The sequence below is a fragment of the Youhaiella tibetensis genome (assembly GCF_008000755.1).
GTDB classification, from domain to species: Bacteria; Pseudomonadota; Alphaproteobacteria; order Rhizobiales; family Devosiaceae; genus Paradevosia; species Paradevosia tibetensis.
Window position 1 is genome coordinate 2,666,397 of record NZ_CP041690.1, and the last position, 17,931, is coordinate 2,684,327.

Below are 17,931 nucleotides of genomic sequence, written 5' to 3' on the forward strand. Positions count from 1 at the left end.
ACTACTCGGCGGCCGAACACTCGGCCTGTGGCCGCCAGATCATGTAGACATTGGCGCGGCTGTAGTGGGAGTCCTGCTTGACCGACGGCTGGTGCTCGAACCCCGAACTCTCGTAGAGCCGGATCGCGGTGGCGAGCTTCGTATTGGTCTCCAGAAAGAGCTCGCTGCCTCCGAGACGCTGGAAGGCGGCGATGGCAGCCTCGATCAGGGCACGGCCCAGCCCCAGGCCCTGGACCGACGGGTCAACCGCCATCTTGGTCAGCTCGTATTCACCCGGTTTCACCTGCATCAGCGCACAGGTGCCCACGACCTGCCCGTCGAGCAGTGCGAACAGGATTTCGCCGCCCGTCGCCAGGATCGCGCCCTCGGGGTTCGACAGGACTTCGATATCGTAGGATTCCAGCTCGAAATACCGTTCGAGCCAATCGGCGTTGAGCCGGTAGAAATCCTCGCGGAACTCCGACCGGAAGGGCACGATCGAAAGCGCCCTCCTGCGCCCCTCCCGCATGCGCTCGCCAATCGCTTCGGCCAGGTCGGGCCCCGGAACCCGCGCCAGGGCATCAAGGGTCGCCTCATCGATTCCGAGGCTGTGCGCACGTTCCTCGAGGCCCTCGCGCATGGCCCGCCACAGCGGCTTGGCGATCCGCACGGCCTCGACTGCCTTTGGCGTCAACGCCAGCCGCCGCGTTCGCCGATCGCCGGCATCGCTGGAGGCGCTTAGCCAGCCGTCGCGCACCAGGCGCGAGGCCGCCTGGCTGATGGCGGAATGCGTCTGCCCCACGGCGGTCGCCATCTCGCCCACCGTCATCGGCCCGCGATCGTGCAGCAGCTTGAGTATGGGAAACCAGCGCGCCTGCAGCTCAAGGCCGTGCGGCGCATAGACATCGTCGGCCATGGCGTAGAGCTGGTCGCTGATCGCCTTGAGCTGGCTGCCCAGCGACAGCAGACCCATGTCGGAAAGATAGCTCATCAGCATGTCTCCGGAAATTATGTAAGCACTAACATAATTCGCGGAGATGCCCAGAGTCCATGGGCTCGCGCGCATCCGCCGCCCCATCACCGGAATTGATACCCTTATCGTCAAAATCGGTTCGACGCGCCCCGCGCGGCGGCATAGGTTCCGGCATTCGGAGACTTTCCAATGCAACTTCGTGACTGGTTCTGGGTCATTCTGGTCGGCAGCATCTGGGGCTGCTCGTTCCTCTTCAACGCCGTGCTGCTGCGTGAGGTCGGCCCGATCTGGGTCTCTGCAGGCCGCGTCACCATCGCCGCCATCGGCTGCTGGGCGTTCTTCTTCGCGCTCGGCAAGAAGGTGCCGACCGATCTCTCCCTCTGGATCAAGCTGATGATCCTGGGCATCTTCAGCTACGCCGTGCCCTTCACGCTGTTCCCGCTGGGACAGACGCATATCGCATCAGGTCTCACCGCCATCATCAATGCCATGACCCCGATCACCACCGTGGTCGTCTCCCACTTCTGGCCCGGCGGCGAAAAGGCGACGGCCAACAAGGCCATGGGTGTACTGGCAGGCTTCGCCGGCGCCAGCCTCCTGGCTTTCCCGGCGCTCCAGCAGGGCGGGACGACCCAGCTCTGGGCCATTCTCGTCTGCTTCTGCGCCACGCTCTGCTACGCGGTGACGCTCAACACCACCCGCGCCTTCGTCAAGATCGACCCGACCACCATCGCGACCATCGCCATGACCGGCGCTGCTGTGACGGCCCTGCCCGTCGCCTTCATCTTCGAAGGCGTGCCGCACGCCACGCGTATCGAGACCTGGGGCGCGTGGCTGGGCCTGGGCCTTCTCGCCTCCACCTTCACGTTCCAGATCATGTACCGGATGCTTCCGCGCATCGGGGTGACGAACTTCGCCGTCAACACCTTCATCACCCCGGTCTTCGCCATCATCCTTGGTGTGATCTTTCTGGGCGAAACGATTCTGCCGATTCAGTTTTTTGGAATGCTGGTGATCTTCCTCGGCCTTCTGCTGATCGATGGCCGCATCGTCAGGCGCTTCCAGCGCGCCCCTGCCTGACGAGACCATAGGCGGCGCCGGACGGCAGGAGTAAGATCGCGCTTCAGGATCACGAACAGGGAGCCTCCCCCGTGTTTTTGAAGACGATTGCCCCCGAAGATGCGACCGGCGAAATCGCGACGTTCTACCGCGAGGAACTGGACAAATACGGGTTCGTCATGGACGCGACGCGTTGCATGACAACCCGGCCGGACCTCATGCCGCTGGTCGAGAACTTCATCGCTGCCCTGCGCGGCAACTTCTCCCTTGGCCTGCGCGGCTGGCGCCTCATCACCCTGGTCGCAGCCAAGGAAGTGCCCTCGACCTATTGCTCCCATGTCTACAGCAAGGCGCTCGCCGCCGAGTTCGGCAAGGACAAGGTGCTGGCCATTCAGCGCAACTTTCGCTCCGCGGGGCTGGATGACAAGGACGTGGCCATGCTGGCCTACGCCCAGAAAGTCGCCCGCAACGCCTCGCAGGTCACCGAGGCGGATATCAAGGGATTGCGCGAAGTCGGGTTCTCCGACCTGGAAATCAGCGACATAGCGGCATGCGCGTCGTTCAGGTGTTTCCTGAGCCGGCTGTTCGATGCCCTCGGCGCCCAGACGGAAAGCTATTTCGTTGATGAAGACGAGGTGTTCCGGCGCGCGATGACCGTCGGTAGGCCGCTGCGCGAAATGGCCTGAGTGGCTGCGGCGTCGCGGACACCCGACGCTTCGGGCGTTTCAATCCCTCCCGGCGAAGGCCGGGAGAAAGAAGCGGATGTCGTCGCGTAGGGAGAACTGCGACCGGCGTCCGGCCGCAGCTGAACGCTAGAGCCCCAGCTTCTGCTTGAGGATCTCGTTGAGCGCCTGCGGGTTGGCCTTGCCGCCGGAGGCTTTCATGGCCTGGCCGACGAACCAGCCGATCATCGTCGGCTTGGCCTGGACCTTGGCCACCTGATCGGGATTGGCGGCGATGATCTCGTCGACGACCTTTTCGATCGCGCCCAGGTCGGTCACCTGCTTCATGCCGCGGGCCTCGACGATCTGCGCCGGATCGCCGCCTTCGGCCCAGACGATCTCGAACAGGTCCTTGGCGATCTTGCCCGAAATGTCGCCCTTGCCGATGAGATCGACGATACCGCCGAGCTGGGCCGCGCTCACCGGGCTCGAAGTCACGTCGAGCCCTTCCTTGTTGAGGCGGGCAAAAAACTCGTTGATGACCCAGTTGGCGGCCAGCTTGCCGTCACGACCGCGCGCCACTTCCTCGTAGAAGTCGGCGGACTCGCGCTCGAGCGTAAGCACCATCGCGTCATATGGGGTGATGCCGTATTCCTCGATGAAGCGGTTCTGCTTCTCGTCGGGGAGCTCGGGCAGGTGCGCGGCAAGTTCGGCGATGAAGGCATCGTCGAATTCGAGCGGCAGCAGGTCGGGATCGGGGAAGTAGCGATAGTCGTGTGCTTCTTCCTTGGAACGCATGGAGCGCGTCTCGCCGGTCTTGGGATCGAAGAGGCGCGTTTCCTGGTCGATGGCGCCACCATCTTCCAGGATGTCGATCTGGCGGCGTGCCTCGTATTCGATGGCCTGGCCGGCAAAGCGGATCGAGTTGACGTTCTTGATCTCGCAGCGCGTGCCGAACGCGCCGCCCGGGCGACGGACGGAGACGTTGATGTCGGCGCGGAGGGAACCTTCCTCCATGTTGCCGTCGCACGTGCCCAGGTACCGCATGATGGCGCGGAGTTTGGAAAGATAGGCCTTGGCCTCGTCGGACGAACGCAGGTCCGGCTTGCTGACGATTTCCATCAGCGCCACGCCGGAGCGATTGAGATCGACGAAAGTGATGCTCGGATGCTGGTCGTGAATCGACTTGCCGGCGTCCTGCTCCAGGTGCAGCCGCTCGATGCCGATCTCGATCTTGCCCTCGGCGCCCATGTCGAGCGAGATCTTGCCCTCGCCCACGATCGGGTCCTTGAACTGGCTGATCTGATAGCCCTGCGGCAGGTCCGGGTAGAAGTAGTTCTTGCGGTCGAAGATCGAGCGCTTGTTGATCTTGGCCTTCAGACCCAGCCCCGTCCGCACCGCCTGGCGCACGCACTCGTCATTGATGACCGGCAGCATGCCGGGCATGGCCGCATCCACGAAGCTGACATTGGCGTTCGGCGGGCTGCCGAACTTGGTCGAGGAGCCGGAAAACAGCTTGCTCTCGGAAGTCACCTGCGCGTGCACTTCCATGCCGATGACGATTTCCCAATCGCCGGTCGATCCCTGGATGAAGTACTTCGGGTTGGGTGTGCGCGTATCGATGAGGGTCAATTAGACTAACCTGTAAATCAGTGCTGGCCTACGCATAGTGGCAGGCGCGCCGCGATGCAATCGCTGGCTATTCGGTATCGGTGACCTGACCCATGAAGGGGTGCAAAAGCTTCTCGAGCCGCACGCTCATGAAAGGCTGGTGGTCAGGCCGCCCGTCGGGGCGCAGCGCCAGGATGCGATAGCCCTGATGTTCGTAGAAGCGCACGGCGCGGACATTGTCGGCCGGCGTTTCGAGGTGCACACGGTCGGCGCCCTCGAGTTCGAGCATCGCCTCCATGCGCGCCAGCAGCAACCTGCCGATGCCATGGTTCTGGAATTCGGGCGCCACGAAGAGGAACGGAATGTAGGACCGGCCGCGGGCCCGCGAGCACCAGCCCACCACCACGCCATCTACCTCGGCCACGATGATGCGTTCGAGCGTTTCGTGGACAGCGGCGGCCAAGCGCCGCTGCTCGGAAGCCCGCATGCCCGGGGTTTCGGTCAGGAGCGGCAGGATGCTGGTTTCCCAGGCGAGATAGCCGATCGTGGCGAGGCGCCGTGCGTCATCGGGTTCGGCTTTCCGGATCGAAACGGCGCTGGTCATGGCCTTACTCCGCGCGGCGGCGAGCTACAATAATGCCCTTTTCGTAGTTTACATTCCAGTCGATAAGCGTCCGCCAAATCAATTCGGCCTGATCCTCGTCCAGATCCATCGACTCGGCGCGATCGCGAACCCGGGAAATCACGGCCTCGATACGGACCGGATCATAGGCCTCGTGCGGGTCGGTCTTGATCTGCGCCATGCGCGTCACATAGCGGTGGCGCTCGGCGAAAAGGTTCAGCAGCGCCTGGTCGATGCGGTCGATTTCAGCGCGAACGTCATCTTTTGTCGCGCACTCGGCTGGTTTCTTGGAAGACGTGGTCACGAGGCAAGCTCTTCAAAAGGGTTCGAAAATATCGTCCCGCTTGGTTTGCACCGTGCCGCGCCCGATTTCAACCGCCCCACCCTCAAAGGTGCAACTTGCCGCGCCCGCGCGCTGTGACAGAATGCAGCGCCCGCGAAGGGCGGGCTCAGGGGACACGAACTATGTTCAAGACAGCCTTGATTATCGCGGCGGCCACGATTTCGACGGGAGCCATTGCGCAAGACGCAGAGGTCTCGGTCGCCAACGGAGAGCGTATTTCGATCATCGGCGGTTGCCACGACTGCCACTCGACCAACTATGCCGAAACCGGCGGCAAGATTGATCCGGCCACCGCACTGAAGGGCAACCCGGTCGGCTATAGCGGACCATGGGGCACCAACTACGCGGTGAACCTGCGCCTCGTCGTCGCCAGCAAGTCCGAGGACGAATGGGTGCCCTACATCAAGACCCTGCAGGCCGGACCGCCGATGCCCTGGTTCAACCTGCACGTCTTCACCGAAGCGGAGAGCCGGTCCCTCTACCAGTACATCAAATCGCTGGGCGACCCCGGCGATCCCGCGCCCGAACGTGTACCGCCGGGCCAGACGCCCAAGACGCCCTACATCGTCTTCGCACCACCCGTCATGCCGCAGTGAGGCCGGACGGCCACACCACCACACAACCTGCACGCCGCCTCTGGAACCGGAGGCGGCGTTTGTCTATGTGTCGGTTCATGTCTAGCAAAGTTGAAACCCTCTAAAGCCCCGTTCCACGACGAACGGGGCAGATCCAGCAAGCCAGGTACCCGCCACGCGTGATGCTGTCGGGTACTCGTGTTTTGTCGCGGCCAGGCCGCGGGATCTACGGGTTTCATCTCCCAATGAACGTTTCGAAAGCCGAGCAGCGCGTGCTGCATGCCCTCGCCCAGGGCGGCAAGATCATTGCCATCAAGAACGACAAGGGCTCCATCATCGAAGTCGAGTGCTTCAATCGCGAGGGCTGGGTGCTGTCGCAATGCGACCTGAGCCTCTTCAAGAAGCTCAAGGCCAAGGACGCGATATCCTCGGCCAATGGGCAGCCCTACCGCATTACGCGGCGCGGGCTCGAACTGGTGCGCAGCCGCTCCGACAACCGGTAGACGCGTGCGGGCGACGGGGATCGGCCCCTCGCCCGCCCAACCGGGAAAATCAGTGGCTGACGGTCGTTTCGGTCAGGGCCTTGGCGATGTGCTCCCACTCGGCCGCCACGCTCGGGGCTGCGCGCTTCTTGCCGGCCCGGCGATACCAGAAGTCGGCATTGCCCATGTCCGCCTCGATCCAGTGCGCCAGCGCGTGGACCCAGTCGAAGGCCTGCACGCCCTCGCCCGCGGCCAGAATCTGGTGCGCGCGTTCCCATTCGGGGCCGACGCGCAATCCGCCCTTCTTGAGCCACCAGAGAGCCTTTTGCGGCTGGGAAAGGGTCTTGGGCGGCTCGGACCAGTCCAGTGTCGTGAACACGTCGTGCATGGATTTCACCCTGTAGTTCGCTGGCTCGCCGCGCCACGCCAGTCTTAGGCCAGTTCTCGTCATGCACTGGCAGATAGACCGCCAGCGCCGCGCAATCAAGGATCGATGCCGTGATCAGCCCGGGAAGACACGGATGCCGAGCCCTCGAACGAGTGCTCCAGCCTCCGATTCACTGACCTTGAGCCCCTGGTAGGTCGTGACCTGGCGAAGGTTGAACCCGCTCAGCGATGCGCCCCGCAGATCGGTGTTCTCGAAGCTTGCGCCGCTCACCACGGCCTCGGAAAGGTCGGCCCTCTGCAGGCTGGCCCCCTTCAGACTCGCCCGCGAAAAATCGGCGGATCGCAGGTTGCTGCCCTCAAAACTGCAATCGTCGAGATCGACGCCACGGAACGAGGCCATCTCGAGGTTGCATTCGGTCAACTCGCCGCCCGTCATGCTCTGGCGGCCGACCTTCCGGGCAAACCGCGCCTCCTCGAAGCTGACGCCCGGTGCCTTGCAGCCAACGAACTTGGCGTTGTGAAGGCTCGCCCCGGCGAACTTGCACATCGAGAGATTGCAGCGCTCGAACAGCGCTCCCCCCAGCTCGGTGCCAAAGAAATCGCAGCCCTCTCGCTCTTCGGTATCAAAGAAGGTGCAATGCTTGAACTGGGCAAGGCTGAGCGAAGCCACGCCGAACTTGCAGCCGGTAAAGGTGCAGCGCTCGAACACCGCGCCCTCCAGCGCCGCCTCTGCGAAACGCGCGCCCTCGAAGACGCAGTCGCGCGCGACCAGCCTGCCATCGGGCAGGTCGTTCCACTCGATGCCTGAAAGGTCGCGCCCTTCGATGGCTTCGCCCCGGCGAAAGGCCGCGACGAAGTCGTCGTTGTCGAGCGCGGTTACCACCAGCGCTTGGGCGAAAAGTCCATCGCCGCGCTCCGCTCGATAACCCGCGCCGCTGCAAACAGCGTCTCTTCGTCGAACGGCTTGCCGATGAGCTGGAGGCCGAGGGGGAGGCCCTTGCCGTCCTTGCCGGCCGGAACGGCGATGCCGGGGAGCCCGGCCATGTTGACGGTCACGGTGAAGACGTCGTTGAGGTACATCTTGACCGGATCGGCCTTCATGTCCTCATCGCCGATGCCGAAGGCCGCCGACGGCGTGGCCGGGGTCAGGATGGCATCGACGCCGGCCTGGAACGCCAGTTCGAAGTCGCGCTTGATAAGCGTGCGGACCTTCTGTGCCTGGACGTAATAGGCATCGTAGTAACCGGCGGAAAGCACGTAGGTGCCGATCATCACGCGGCGCTTGACCTCGCGACCGAAGCCGGCGGCGCGGCTGAGTTCGTAGAGGTCGGTGATGTCCTTGCCGGTCTCGCGCAGCCCGTACTTGACACCATCGTAGCGCGCCAGGTTCGAGGAGGCCTCGGCGGGCGCCACGATGTAATAGGCCGGCAGCGCGTACTTGGTGTTCGGCAGCGAGATGTCGCGCACGGTCGCGCCCTCAGCCTTGAGCCACTCGAGCCCCTGCTGCCAGAGCTTTTCGATCTCGGCGGGCATTCCATCCATGCGGTATTCGCGCGGCACGCCAATGACGAGACCCTTGACCCCGCGCTCGACGGCAGCGGCGAAATCGGGAACCGCCATCTCCACGCTCGTCGAATCCTTGGGGTCGAACCCCGCCATGGACTGGAGCATGAGCGCATTGTCTTCGACCGTACGCGCGATCGGCCCGGCCTGGTCGAGAGAGGACGCGAAGGCAACAACGCCCCAGCGCGAGCAGCGCCCATAGGTCGGCTTGATGCCCACGGTGCCGGTGAAGGCGGCCGGCTGGCGGATGGAGCCGCCCGTATCGGTGGCCGTGGCGCCGGCGCAGAGCCAAGCGGCAACAGCGGCCGCCGAACCGCCAGAGGAACCGCCCGGCACGAGATCGAGATTGGAGCCCTCAGCACGCCACGGGCTGATGACCGGACCGTAATAAGAGGTTTCGTTGGACGAGCCCATGGCGAATTCGTCCATGTTGAGCTTACCCAGCATGACGGCGCCATCGCGCCAGAGATTGCTGGTGACGGTGGATTCGTATTCCGGCTTGAAGCTGTCGAGGATGTGGCTCGCCGCCTGCGTGTGGACACCCTTGGTGCCGAAAAGATCCTTGATGCCGAGCGGCAGGCCTTCGAGCGGACCACCCTGCCCCTTGGCCAGCTTCTCGTCGCTCGCCACGGCCATCTGCCGGGCCTGATCGGCGGTAACGGCGACATAGGCGTTGAGCTTGGGGTTAGCCTCGTCGATGGCCTTGAGATAGGCCTCGGTCAGTTCCAGCGAAGTGAATTCCTTCGCCTTGAGGCCCTTGCGGGCTGCGGCGAGGGTGAGCTTGGTCAGATCGGTCAACGGGGTAACTCGCTTAGGGAATCGCAACGGGTATAAAGCGCCACGCCAAGGGGTTGGCCCTGGCTTTCGCTGTCGTCAATGCCTTCGCCGCTCAGCTCGGCATTGGCAGCGCTCTCGAGCGCGCGGGACGAAGCGACCTGGATGGTCGTGTCGTCCCATGGCCCGATGGCAATCAGATCGGGATACATGAAACCGGGCTCTTCGCAAATGGCCTCGACAAGCAGCGCATTCGAATGGGGCTTGTCCTTCACGTCATAGAATCCGCAATGGAACTCCATGCCCTGGATGCCATCGGCAAAGGTCATGACGGTGAAATCGAGGTCGTTGAAGGCATCGATGCCCTTCGACTGCAAGGCCTCGCAAGCCTCGGGCTTGCTGACATAGACCTTGGTGCGGTCGATGGCCGGCGGCTCCTGCGCCACCACGGGGGCGGCCAGGAGAACGAGGAATGCACTGCTCAACGTCAACCGCATCGAAGTGTCCTTCATGTGGGTCAGGCAGCGACCCGACCGCTGAGGTCTTTCTCAAAGAACGCTGAATGGCCGCTATCGGGATAGTCGAGAAATGCACCGCGCGGCGTAAAGCCGCTGCGGACGTAGAGGCGGTGCGCGCCCTCGAAACCCTCGCCGACGCCAGTCTCGAGCATCAGCCGGGCCAGGCCCTTTTCCCGCGCCAACTGCTCGACGGCATCCACGATGGCCGAGCCGACGCGCTGGCCCCTGACTTCGGGCAGCGTGAACATACGCTTGACCTCGCCGAGCTCGGCCGAATGCACCTTGAGCGCCCCCAGGCCCACGGCCCTGCCCGCCTCGTCGCGCGCCACGAACACCGTGGTATCGGCGCCCGACATCTGCTCGACAGTCATCTTGAACTGGAACTCGACCGGCGAGAGCGGCAGCAGATGCGCGTTGAGCGCTTCCACAAGGGTGCGGACATCGTCCTGGAGTGGGGTCTCGATGGCGATCGTAACCGCCATGAGGATTACTCCACCACCTTGGGAACCATGAAGAAATTGTCTTCCGAGAGCGGCGCGTTGGAGACGACCTTCTCCGGATAGCCGCCATCGGTGACCTTGTCCTCGCGGCGGCGCAGCGCCATCGGGGTAACGGAGGTCATCGGCTCGACGCCGGTGACGTCGACCTCGTTGAGCTGTTCGACGAAGCCGAGGATGGCATTGAGCTCCTGCTGGTAGGCAGCAACCTCGTTTTCCTCGATCCGGATGCGCGCCAGGCGCCCGATTCGCTTCACGGTTGCGGCGTCGACCGACATGCAGTGCTCCTTGAATGCAGGAATGGGTTCGTTTCCGCGCTTTTAGCAACGCGGCCGCGGAAAAGACAACGATTTTGCCTTATGGCAGGTATCAAACTTCCAGGGCCAGGCCCTTTTCCATCGACACCAGCCCAGCGCCGCCCAGATTCTCCCGGAGCGCCGCCACCGCGTAGTCTATGGCGATCTCCTCGCCGGCGAGCGCGATGAGCTTGGGCCGCGCCGCATCGAGCAGGCCTTCGGCCAGCGCACTCATGGCTTCGCCGACGCCAAGCAACACCACTACCGCGCCATCGGCCCAGCGCCCGAAGCTGGGGGCCTCCGCGCTCAACAACACCAGGGGTGGTTCGCCCACCGCATCGACCAGCATCGCGCCGGGCGCGATCCTGTAAGCATGGACCGGCGGCGGCGGCCCCTCCTCGTCGATCGCGCGCGGTATCCGCCGCGGCCGCCACTCGGCCGGATCCATGTCCACCACCGTCTCGTCGGCACCGGCCAGCCGCAGCACCCGATCAGCCCCCGAAACCAGCTCCGCCTGGTCGATTCCCTTGGGGGCGAGTTGCGGATCCGCCACGAAAATCTGCCCGCCAATGTAGATGCGGATCGTCGTTCCGCCGAACCAGGTGAGTTTCATCGATCTTCCCGTGTGTGCCAGATGCGCAGAATAAAGACCGCTTGATCGGCGACCTCGTAGCGCATTTCATAGCGCCCAACGATAATGCGGCGAACCTCCCTGGGTGAAAATTCCTCGAGACGTTGGCCGAGGCGCGGTGCCTTGAGCAACTGCTCGGGTGCTGCCACCAGCATTTGGACCACCCTTGCAGCAGCGCCGGGACTGTCAGTCTTAAGAAACTCGTGGAGCCGAGCGAGGTCACCCTGAGCGGCAGAAGTCCACCGCAGACGCATCAGCGATTGGGGCCCTCGCCGAGCCCCGCCGCCCATGACACCATGCTGTCATGCTCGACAAGGCGCCCCTCATCGACATCGGCGAGCGCCTCGAGCGTGAGGTGCCTGCGCTCATCCTCGAGCGCCACCCAATCGGTCAAAGCCTGTTTGACGATCCAGCCCCTCGACCGCTCCAGCCGCGCGGCCAGTTGGTCCACCCGCTCAGCGAGCTCTTCAGGAACATGGGCTGTAAGGACACGAGTGCTCATAATCACTCCTAATCAGAATGATTAAAGATAAATCCCTGCCCCGCTCTTCGCAAGGTACCTGGGAGGCGGGCGCTCTAGAATACGGCGCGCTCGCGACGCTCGGCCAAATAGCGCAAAGCGAGCACAACATGCTTGGGAATGGGCTTATCGCGTCGGTAGTCGGCAATCAGACGCCGCGAAAGACCCAGCGTGACGCTGATGGCTTCTACCGACAAATGCAGGTCATCCATCAGATTGCGGAATTCCCTATTATCCATTGATGTCCGCGGAAGCGAGCGTATCGCTTGCGCCGTGACCTCTGTCCCATCCTCCCACTCCAAAGCAAAACCGCCAGTTTTGACGCGCACTGTGGAGAACAAATGATCATCCTGTCGCAAACGAACAAGCGACCTATGGTTGGCAAGAATTGGAAAAACATCCCGCAATTCTGCAACACCGTCGTCCCAGGTCAACTTAAGCGTTCGGCCGCTAAGAGGAACGACGTCTTTTAGCCGTGCAGGCTTTCGCTCGACGAGTACGACATCGGGTTGCAAGATTCCGCTTCTCCCTTCCCGGCCCGCTCGACCAGATACTGCCGAGCTCAGATCTTCGCTGCGCGTCTAAAAGGCTAGTCCACCACTCAAAGGCCAGAACGATATGCGCGCGCCATAAGCCCGGCACACTAGCGCAAACCCCTATCTTCAAACGACTGCACCGTTTCATGCTTTCTCCTCCCAGCCGTCAAAACACTGCACCGCATGCCGAGAAGGAAAACCGACGGTGTCAAACACCCATAGTGAGGAAGAATACCTATGTATTACATAGTTCACAATATGTTCGCAATTTGTTCCAATGTCTAGTCTCTATTTCCACAAGTTAGCAGTGTATTTGCCGTCGACCCGCCATTGCGATAGACGAACACCATGATTGACCTCCCCGAAAATCCGCTCGCTGCCCTGCCCGCTTCGGGGAAAATCCTGGGTCTCGATCTGGGGACCAAGACCATCGGTGTGGCCGTGTCCGATGCCATGCGGTATTCGGCGACGCCGCTCGAGACCATCAGGCGGCAGAAGTTCACGCTCGATGCCGAGCGGCTCGACGTCCTCATCGCGCAGCACAACGCCGTCGGTATAGTTCTGGGCCTGCCTCTCAACATGGATGGCTCGGAGGGGCCGCGCGTGCAGTCGACGCGGGCGTTCGCGCGCAATCTGGCGGCGCGCATCTCGATCCCCATCGTGTTCTGGGACGAGCGGCTTTCGACCAGCGCTGTCACGCGTATGCTGATCGAGGCCGATACCCGCCGCGACAAGCGCGCCGAAGTCGTGGACAAGCTCGCCGCCTCCTACATCCTCCAGGGTGCGCTCGATCGCCTCAGGCGTGGGTGACATTGGAAAAAATCCCAGCAGACCTTGCCCGTCATATCGGCCTAGGTTAGACCGCCCCGAACAGATACGGGACGGAGCCGAATGGCGCATAAATCGCCACCTGAAACCTCGGAACAGCAACCCGGACGCTCCGGCAGCTCGCCCGTTTTTTCCAAACGCCACCTTCTCGGCATCGCCGATCTCAATCAATACGAAATCGTCGACCTGCTCGATCGCGCCGAGCGCATGATCCCGGTTTCGCGCCAGGAGCGCAAAACCCTGCCCACCCTTTCGGGCAAGACGCAGATCAACCTTTTCTTCGAGCCTTCGACCCGCACGCAGGGTTCGTTCGAGATCGCCGGCAAGCGGCTGGGCGCGCTCGTGGTCAATATGTCGGTGCGCACCTCTTCGGTGACCAAGGGTGAGACGCTGATCGACACGGCATCCACGCTCAACGCCATGCAGCCGGACGTGCTCGTCGTGCGTCACTCGGCCGCCGGCGCCGTGGAGCTGCTCAGCCAGAAGGTCGGCTGCTCGGTGATCAACGCCGGCGACGGGGCCCACGAGCACCCGACCCAGGCGCTGCTCGACGCGCTCACCATCCGCCAGCACAAGGGCCGCATCTCGGGCCTCACCGTCGCCATCTGCGGCGACATCGCCAATTCGCGCGTGGCACGCTCGAACCTGCTGCTGCTCAACGCCCTCAACGTCCGCACCCGGGTCGTGGCACCCAAGACCCTGCTGCCCAAGGGAATCGAGGACATGGCCGCCGAGGTCTTCACCGACATGCACGAGGGCCTCAAGGATGCCGACGTCGTCATGATGCTGCGGCTCCAGCACGAGCGCTTCGCCGGACGCATGATCCCTTCGGTGCGCGAGTACTACCACTTCTATGGCCTCGACGCCGAAAAGCTCGCCGTCGCCCGGCCGGACGCCATTGTGATGCACCCCGGCCCCATGAACCGGGGCGTGGAAATCGACCCCTCCATCGCCGACGGTCCGCGCTCGGTCATTACCGATCAGGTGGAAATGGGCGTGGCGGTGCGCATGGCCGTGCTCGATGCCCTGCTGCCGGCGGGAGGCACCAAGTGAGCAAATCCCTCCTCATCGAAAACGCCCGCATCATCGATCCGGCTTCCGGCCGTGACGAACGCGGGACCCTGCTCGTCGTAGACGGCAAGATCGCCAACGCCACAGCCGGCATCCCTGCCGATGCCACGCGGATCGACGCCGAGGGCCTGATCGTCGCGCCCGGCCTCATCGACATGCGCGTCTTCACCGGCGAGCCCGGCCGCGAATACCGCGAGACGCTGGCCTCCGCCTCCCAGGCAGCTGCCGCCGGTGGCGTCACGAGTTTCGTCGTCATGCCCGACACCCAGCCGGTTATCGACGACGGCGCCCTGATCGACTTCCTCGTCCGGCGCGCGCAGGCCACGGCAAAGGTCAACGTGCTGCCCGCCGCTGCCATCACCAAGGGCCTGGAAGGCAAGGAAATCACCGAGTTCGGCCTCCTCCGGGAAGCTGGTGCCATCTGCTTTGCCGACGGCCGCAATTCCATCCAGAACGCCAGCCTGCTGCGCGCCGCCTTCACCTATGCGGCCAACTACGACATGCCCGTCGTGCATCACCTGGTTGAAAAGTCGCTGACCGGCGAAGGCGTGATGAACGAAGGGCTCTATGCCACGGGCCTGGGCCTCAAGGGCATTCCCGCCGAAGCCGAGACCATCCCGCTCTCGCGCGATCTCCAGCTCGCTTTGCTGACGGGCGTGCGCTACCACGCCGCCCAGATCTCGGCGGCCAAGTCGGTGCCCCTGGTCGCCGAAGCCAAGAAGCAGTCGCGGCGCATCTCCTGCGGCGTCTCCATCAACAACCTGTCGCTCAACGAGAACGATGTCGGCTCCTACCGCACGTTCTACAAGCTCGCCCCGCCCCTGCGCTCGGAAGACGACCGGCAGGCGATGATCGCCGCCCTTGCCGACGGCACCATCGACGTCATCCATTCCGACCACGACCCCCAGGATACCGAGGTCAAGCGGCAGCCCTTCGCTGAAGCGTCCGATGGTGCACTGGGTCTCGAAACACTCTTGGCGGTGGCGCTGCGCCTCGTGCACAATGGCCAGGTCGATCTCCTGACGGTTCTGCGCGCCATGACCTCACGACCAGCGGAAATCCTGGGCCTCGCCTCCGGCCGGCTCACGCCCGGCGCGCCGGCCGATTTCATCGTGCTCGACCTCGATTACCCCTGGGTGGTCGAAGAAAAGAAGCTGCTTTCGCGCTCGCGGAACACCGCGTTCGAAGGCGCACGCCTCATGGGCCGCGTCATGCGCACGTTCGTGGCCGGGGCAGAAATATACACCCATCCAGACGCGCAAGGGCCCGCCGCATGATTCCCTACATCATCACCGCCGTCCTGGCCTATCTGTGCGGCTCGATCCCCTTCGGCCTTTTGCTGACCCGCGCCGCCGGGCTCGGCGACATCCGCTCGATCGGCTCGGGCAATATCGGCGCCACCAACGTACTGCGCACCGGCAACCGGCCCATCGCGGCAGCGACCCTGCTGCTCGACGCGGCAAAGGGCGCGGTGCCAGTCCTCGTCGCCCGCTACTTCCTGGGCGAAGACGCCGCCAACCTGGCGGCGGTGGCGGCTTTTCTCGGCCACGTCTTTCCGGTCTGGCTCAACTTCAACGGCGGCAAGGGCGTTGCGACGTTCATCGGCGTGCTGCTGGCGCTCTCCTGGCCGGTAGGCCTCATCTTCTGCGCCGTCTGGCTGGTGATCGCCTTCGCCCAGCGCTATTCCTCGCTGGCCGCCATCACCGCGGCCTCGACGAGCCCCATCTTCGCCTATGTAGTGACAGGCAGCCTCCGCCTCGTGCTGGTGACTGTGCTGATCACCGCCGTATTGCTCTACCGGCACGCCACCAACATCTCACGCCTGATCAGGGGTACCGAACCCAAGATCGGCAGCGAAAAGAAGGCGTCCTAGCATGCAGCCGCGGACGGAAGGCCAAACCCTCACCCGTCCGCAGCGTACCGCCTGGTTGCGGTTGATCCGCACCGAAAACGTCGGCCCCACGACCTTCCGGCAACTGCTCAATCGCTATGGCTCGGCCGAAGCCGCGCTCGACCAGCTCCACGGACTGGTGCGCCGCAGCGGCACCGCCAACCCGCCGCGCGTTCCCTCCATTTCCGAGATGGAAGACGAAATCGCGCAGATCGAGAGGCGCGGCGCCCGGCTGGTCGCGTCGGGCGAGCCGGGCTATCCCCCGCTCCTGCGCCACATCCCGGACGCCCCGCCGCTCGTCACCATTGCCGGGGGCGAGAACCTTTCCTGGAAATTCACCATCGGCATCGTCGGCGCCCGCAACGCATCGGCTGCCGGGCAGAAACTGGCCGGCCTGCTGGCTCGCGAGCTCGGCGATGAGGGTTACACCGTCGTCTCGGGCCTTGCCCGCGGCATCGACACCGCCGCCCACGCCGCCAGCCTGCGGACCGGCACAGTCGCCGTCCTCGCCGGAGGGCTCGATCATCTCTATCCGAGCGAGAACATTCCGCTCGCCGAAGCCATCCTCGAACAGGGCGGCGCACTCCTGACCGAAATGCCGATGGGCTGGGAGCCGCGCGCCCGCGACTTCCCCCGCCGCAACCGCCTCGTTTCCGGCCTCTCGCTGGGCGTGGTCGTGGTGGAAGCGGCCAAGCGCTCGGGCTCGCTGATCACCGCCAGGATGGCCCTCGAGCAGAACCGCGAAGTCTTTGCGGTTCCCGGCTCCCCGCTCGATCCGCGCGCCGAAGGCGGCAACCACCTGATCAAGGAGGGCGCCCATCTCGTCACCGGCGTCCCCGACATCATCGAAGCGCTCACCGCCTCTATCCCGACGCGCCGCCGCGCCTTCGAACCCGAATGGGAACCCGAACTCGACCTCGAGGCCGAAGCCCCCACCGAGGGCGATCGCGGTCGCCTGCTCCAGGCCCTCAGCGTCACGCCCGTTGCCGTCGACACCCTGATCGCGGAAACGGGGCTTCCGGTCTCGGCGGTCCAGACGCTCCTGCTCGAACTCGATCTCGGCGGACAGATCGAGTGGAGTGGCGGGCAATTGGTAGCGTTGCGCGGCTGACGCGAGCAGGCTTGTCAAATTCCCCGACCTCGCACATTCTCGCTGACCTCACGTGACTGGCGAGATCGGGTGGAAAACCACCGTGGAGCGTGAGCGTAGCAGCCGTTCGCCTGGGCACCCTTCGCAACCTCGAGGTGCCCCCCATGAACGTCATCATGCTCCTCTATCCGCGCCTGACCCAACTCGACCTCACCGGGCCGTTTGAAGTCCTCGCCCGTTTTCCCGAACTCAAGCTGCACCTGGTCGCCAAGACGGTCGACCCTGTGGCCGACGGCAGCGGCCTGCGGCTGCTCCCCACCGCGACGTTTCAGTCCGCTCCGCAGCCGAACATCCTCTTCGTTCCCGGCGGACCGGGGCAGATCGATCTCATGGATGACGCCCAGACCCTCGATTTCCTGCGTCTCCAGGCGTCAGGGGCCACCTATGTCACCTCGGTCTGCACGGGATCGCTGGTATTGGCCGCCGCGGGACTGCTGACGGGCTATCGCGCCACCAGCCACTGGCTCTCGCTCAATCAACTCGCCTTCTTCGGCGCCACCCCCGTGCAGGAGCGCGTGGTCGAAGATGGCAATCGCATCACCGGGGCTGGCGTCACCTCGGGCATCGACTTCGCCCTGACCCTCTGCGCCCGCCTGTTCGGCGAGGATCGAGCCCGGCAGGTTCAGCTAGGGATGGAATACGACCCCCGTCCCCCCTTCGTCGGCGGCTCGCCGCGATCGGCGGACCCGACACTGCTCGCCGACTTCACGAACCGCGCCAGCGAATTCCAGCAGCGGCGCGAAGCCGTCGCCAAGGCCGCCGCCGAGCGTCTACGGGCCTGAGCGCGCTGTCGCCGGCCCGAGCCAGAGCGGGCTGGCGAGTTTGCCACACCAAGGCTCTCATTTTCCTCCCCTATAAGGGGAGCGCCGGGGCGCCCCTCGCCTCCCCGTTGACACCGCTAAACTCCTTCACCATGTTGCGCCACGTTTGATGCGGCGCCGCGCCGGTCGTCTCGCCCCTCGT

The 17,931-nt window shown here is 64.2% G+C and carries 24 protein-coding genes and 1 riboswitch; of the genes, 10 read left to right on the top strand and 14 right to left on the bottom strand.

The window, feature by feature from the left end:
- Position 1: 1 nt before the first annotated feature.
- Positions 2-970 carry a bifunctional helix-turn-helix transcriptional regulator/GNAT family N-acetyltransferase gene (locus tag FNA67_RS12835; RefSeq protein ID WP_170267306.1) on the bottom strand — a complete coding sequence of 323 codons (969 nt, stop codon included), beginning with the start codon at positions 968-970 and terminating at the stop codon, positions 2-4.
- Between the two features lie 171 nt (positions 971-1,141).
- On the opposite strand from FNA67_RS12835, the gene FNA67_RS12840 reads away from it, so the two are divergent.
- Both FNA67_RS12840 and FNA67_RS12845 read left to right on the top strand, forming a co-directional pair.
- A complete protein-coding gene (locus FNA67_RS12840; RefSeq protein WP_147656298.1) occupies positions 1,142-2,032 on the top strand; it encodes a DMT family transporter in 891 nt (296 codons plus the stop codon).
- 71 nt (positions 2,033-2,103) lie between these two features.
- Positions 2,104-2,697 (top strand): carboxymuconolactone decarboxylase family protein, encoded by a 594-nt coding sequence (locus tag FNA67_RS12845; protein WP_147656299.1) that lies wholly within the window; start codon positions 2,104-2,106, stop codon positions 2,695-2,697.
- A gap of 126 nt (positions 2,698-2,823) precedes the next feature.
- On the opposite strand, the gene gatB is transcribed toward FNA67_RS12845, so the two are convergent.
- The 3 genes from gatB to FNA67_RS12860 all read right to left on the bottom strand — a co-directional run bounded on the left by gatB (position 2,824) and on the right by FNA67_RS12860 (position 5,210).
- Positions 2,824-4,305, bottom strand: a complete 1,482-nt coding sequence (gene gatB, locus FNA67_RS12850) for an Asp-tRNA(Asn)/Glu-tRNA(Gln) amidotransferase subunit GatB (protein WP_049705549.1) — start codon at positions 4,303-4,305, stop codon at positions 2,824-2,826.
- A gap of 67 nt (positions 4,306-4,372) precedes the next feature.
- On the bottom strand, positions 4,373-4,888 hold the full coding sequence (locus FNA67_RS12855; RefSeq protein ID WP_049705550.1) for a GNAT family N-acetyltransferase: 516 nt from the start codon (positions 4,886-4,888) through the stop codon (positions 4,373-4,375).
- A 4-nt stretch (positions 4,889-4,892) separates the two neighbouring features.
- Entirely contained in the window at positions 4,893-5,210 is a 318-nt protein-coding gene (locus FNA67_RS12860) for a chorismate mutase (protein ID WP_147656300.1), read from the bottom strand.
- A gap of 161 nt (positions 5,211-5,371) precedes the next feature.
- Between FNA67_RS12860 and FNA67_RS12865 the strand changes: the two genes are divergently transcribed.
- Together FNA67_RS12865 and FNA67_RS12870 are read left to right on the top strand one after the other, a co-directional pair.
- Positions 5,372-5,845, top strand: coding sequence for a c-type cytochrome (locus FNA67_RS12865; RefSeq protein ID WP_049705552.1), 474 nt, complete (start codon positions 5,372-5,374; stop codon positions 5,843-5,845).
- Positions 5,846-6,069: 224 nt separating this feature from the next.
- Entirely contained in the window at positions 6,070-6,327 is a 258-nt protein-coding gene (locus FNA67_RS12870) for a YjhX family toxin (RefSeq protein ID WP_147656301.1), read from the top strand.
- Positions 6,328-6,376: 49 nt separating this feature from the next.
- On the opposite strand, the gene FNA67_RS12875 is transcribed toward FNA67_RS12870, so the two are convergent.
- The 10 genes from FNA67_RS12875 to FNA67_RS12920 form a co-directional block, all read right to left on the bottom strand.
- Positions 6,377-6,694 (bottom strand): hypothetical protein, encoded by a 318-nt coding sequence (locus tag FNA67_RS12875; protein WP_049705554.1) that lies wholly within the window; start codon positions 6,692-6,694, stop codon positions 6,377-6,379.
- A 114-nt stretch (positions 6,695-6,808) separates the two neighbouring features.
- A complete protein-coding gene (locus FNA67_RS12880; RefSeq protein WP_147656302.1) occupies positions 6,809-7,576 on the bottom strand; it encodes a pentapeptide repeat-containing protein in 768 nt (255 codons plus the stop codon).
- Positions 7,570-9,054, bottom strand: coding sequence for an Asp-tRNA(Asn)/Glu-tRNA(Gln) amidotransferase subunit GatA (gatA, locus tag FNA67_RS12885; RefSeq protein ID WP_147656303.1), 1,485 nt, complete (start codon positions 9,052-9,054; stop codon positions 7,570-7,572). Before gatA ends, FNA67_RS12880 begins: the two co-directional genes overlap by 7 nt.
- The gene (locus tag FNA67_RS12890; protein ID WP_147656304.1) at positions 9,051-9,527 is read right to left on the bottom strand and encodes a hypothetical protein; all 477 of its coding nucleotides are present in this window, start codon (positions 9,525-9,527) and stop codon (positions 9,051-9,053) included. The genes gatA and FNA67_RS12890 overlap by 4 nt, the downstream gene beginning before the upstream one ends.
- Before the next feature lie 20 nt (positions 9,528-9,547).
- Entirely contained in the window at positions 9,548-10,030 is a 483-nt protein-coding gene (locus FNA67_RS12895) for a GNAT family N-acetyltransferase (protein WP_147656305.1), read from the bottom strand.
- A 5-nt stretch (positions 10,031-10,035) separates the two neighbouring features.
- Positions 10,036-10,323: an Asp-tRNA(Asn)/Glu-tRNA(Gln) amidotransferase subunit GatC gene (gatC, locus tag FNA67_RS12900; protein WP_049705559.1), complete on the bottom strand. Its 288-nt coding sequence runs from the start codon at positions 10,321-10,323 to the stop codon at positions 10,036-10,038.
- Between the two features lie 91 nt (positions 10,324-10,414).
- The gene (locus FNA67_RS12905) at positions 10,415-10,954 is read right to left on the bottom strand and encodes a hypothetical protein (RefSeq protein WP_147656306.1); all 540 of its coding nucleotides are present in this window, start codon (positions 10,952-10,954) and stop codon (positions 10,415-10,417) included.
- Positions 10,951-11,226, bottom strand: a complete 276-nt coding sequence (locus FNA67_RS12910; protein WP_147656307.1) for a type II toxin-antitoxin system RelE/ParE family toxin — start codon at positions 11,224-11,226, stop codon at positions 10,951-10,953. The genes FNA67_RS12905 and FNA67_RS12910 overlap by 4 nt, the downstream gene beginning before the upstream one ends.
- The gene (locus tag FNA67_RS12915) at positions 11,226-11,474 is read right to left on the bottom strand and encodes a CopG family ribbon-helix-helix protein (RefSeq protein WP_147656308.1); all 249 of its coding nucleotides are present in this window, start codon (positions 11,472-11,474) and stop codon (positions 11,226-11,228) included. The genes FNA67_RS12910 and FNA67_RS12915 overlap by 1 nt, the downstream gene beginning before the upstream one ends.
- Positions 11,475-11,548: 74 nt before the next feature.
- Positions 11,549-12,007, bottom strand: a complete 459-nt coding sequence (locus tag FNA67_RS12920) for a DUF2442 domain-containing protein (protein ID WP_170267307.1) — start codon at positions 12,005-12,007, stop codon at positions 11,549-11,551.
- A 369-nt stretch (positions 12,008-12,376) separates the two neighbouring features.
- Here FNA67_RS12920 and ruvX point away from each other — a divergent pair, with 369 nt between their 5' ends.
- The 6 genes from ruvX (at position 12,377) to FNA67_RS12950 (ending at position 17,750) form a co-directional block, all read left to right on the top strand.
- Entirely contained in the window at positions 12,377-12,838 is a 462-nt protein-coding gene (ruvX, locus tag FNA67_RS12925) for a Holliday junction resolvase RuvX (RefSeq protein ID WP_147656310.1), read from the top strand.
- 81 nt (positions 12,839-12,919) lie between these two features.
- A complete protein-coding gene (locus tag FNA67_RS12930; protein ID WP_147656311.1) occupies positions 12,920-13,909 on the top strand; it encodes an aspartate carbamoyltransferase catalytic subunit in 990 nt (329 codons plus the stop codon).
- Positions 13,906-15,204: a dihydroorotase gene (gene pyrC, locus FNA67_RS12935; protein ID WP_147656312.1), complete on the top strand. Its 1,299-nt coding sequence runs from the start codon at positions 13,906-13,908 to the stop codon at positions 15,202-15,204. Before FNA67_RS12930 ends, pyrC begins: the two co-directional genes overlap by 4 nt.
- A complete protein-coding gene (gene plsY, locus FNA67_RS12940) occupies positions 15,201-15,800 on the top strand; it encodes a glycerol-3-phosphate 1-O-acyltransferase PlsY (RefSeq protein WP_049705564.1) in 600 nt (199 codons plus the stop codon). Before pyrC ends, plsY begins: the two co-directional genes overlap by 4 nt.
- Before the next feature lies 1 nt (position 15,801).
- Positions 15,802-16,929 carry a DNA-processing protein DprA gene (dprA, locus tag FNA67_RS12945; protein WP_147656313.1) on the top strand — a complete coding sequence of 376 codons (1,128 nt, stop codon included), beginning with the start codon at positions 15,802-15,804 and terminating at the stop codon, positions 16,927-16,929.
- Positions 16,930-16,971: 42 nt separating this feature from the next.
- Positions 16,972-17,052: riboswitch (ZMP/ZTP riboswitch) on the top strand.
- Complete coding sequence (locus FNA67_RS12950; RefSeq protein ID WP_244616345.1) at positions 17,019-17,750, top strand: DJ-1/PfpI family protein; 732 nt, start codon at positions 17,019-17,021, stop codon at positions 17,748-17,750. It overlaps the preceding riboswitch by 34 nt.
- Positions 17,751-17,931: the final 181 nt, after the last annotated feature.

What these genes read in the sequence shown, in the direction of transcription:
- FNA67_RS12875 (WP_049705554.1), bottom strand. Translation starts at nt 6,694, where the DNA reads ATGCACGACGTGTTCACGACACTGGACTGGTCCGAGCCGCCCAAGACC.
- FNA67_RS12910 (WP_147656307.1), bottom strand. Translation starts at nt 11,226, where the DNA reads ATGCGTCTGCGGTGGACTTCTGCCGCTCAGGGTGACCTCGCTCGGCTC.
- FNA67_RS12905 (WP_147656306.1), bottom strand. Translation starts at nt 10,954, where the DNA reads ATGAAACTCACCTGGTTCGGCGGAACGACGATCCGCATCTACATTGGC.
- FNA67_RS12895 (WP_147656305.1), bottom strand. Translation starts at nt 10,030, where the DNA reads ATGGCGGTTACGATCGCCATCGAGACCCCACTCCAGGACGATGTCCGC.
- FNA67_RS12840 (WP_147656298.1), top strand. Translation starts at nt 1,142, where the DNA reads ATGCAACTTCGTGACTGGTTCTGGGTCATTCTGGTCGGCAGCATCTGG.
- plsY (WP_049705564.1), top strand. Translation starts at nt 15,201, where the DNA reads ATGATTCCCTACATCATCACCGCCGTCCTGGCCTATCTGTGCGGCTCG.
- FNA67_RS12890 (WP_147656304.1), bottom strand. Translation starts at nt 9,527, where the DNA reads ATGCGGTTGACGTTGAGCAGTGCATTCCTCGTTCTCCTGGCCGCCCCC.
- FNA67_RS12870 (WP_147656301.1), top strand. Translation starts at nt 6,070, where the DNA reads ATGAACGTTTCGAAAGCCGAGCAGCGCGTGCTGCATGCCCTCGCCCAG.
- FNA67_RS12855 (WP_049705550.1), bottom strand. Translation starts at nt 4,888, where the DNA reads ATGACCAGCGCCGTTTCGATCCGGAAAGCCGAACCCGATGACGCACGG.
- FNA67_RS12865 (WP_049705552.1), top strand. Translation starts at nt 5,372, where the DNA reads ATGTTCAAGACAGCCTTGATTATCGCGGCGGCCACGATTTCGACGGGA.
- ruvX (WP_147656310.1), top strand. Translation starts at nt 12,377, where the DNA reads ATGATTGACCTCCCCGAAAATCCGCTCGCTGCCCTGCCCGCTTCGGGG.
- FNA67_RS12915 (WP_147656308.1), bottom strand. Translation starts at nt 11,474, where the DNA reads ATGAGCACTCGTGTCCTTACAGCCCATGTTCCTGAAGAGCTCGCTGAG.
- dprA (WP_147656313.1), top strand. Translation starts at nt 15,802, where the DNA reads ATGCAGCCGCGGACGGAAGGCCAAACCCTCACCCGTCCGCAGCGTACC.
- FNA67_RS12930 (WP_147656311.1), top strand. Translation starts at nt 12,920, where the DNA reads ATGGCGCATAAATCGCCACCTGAAACCTCGGAACAGCAACCCGGACGC.
- FNA67_RS12835 (WP_170267306.1), bottom strand. Translation starts at nt 970, where the DNA reads ATGAGCTATCTTTCCGACATGGGTCTGCTGTCGCTGGGCAGCCAGCTC.
- gatC (WP_049705559.1), bottom strand. Translation starts at nt 10,323, where the DNA reads ATGTCGGTCGACGCCGCAACCGTGAAGCGAATCGGGCGCCTGGCGCGC.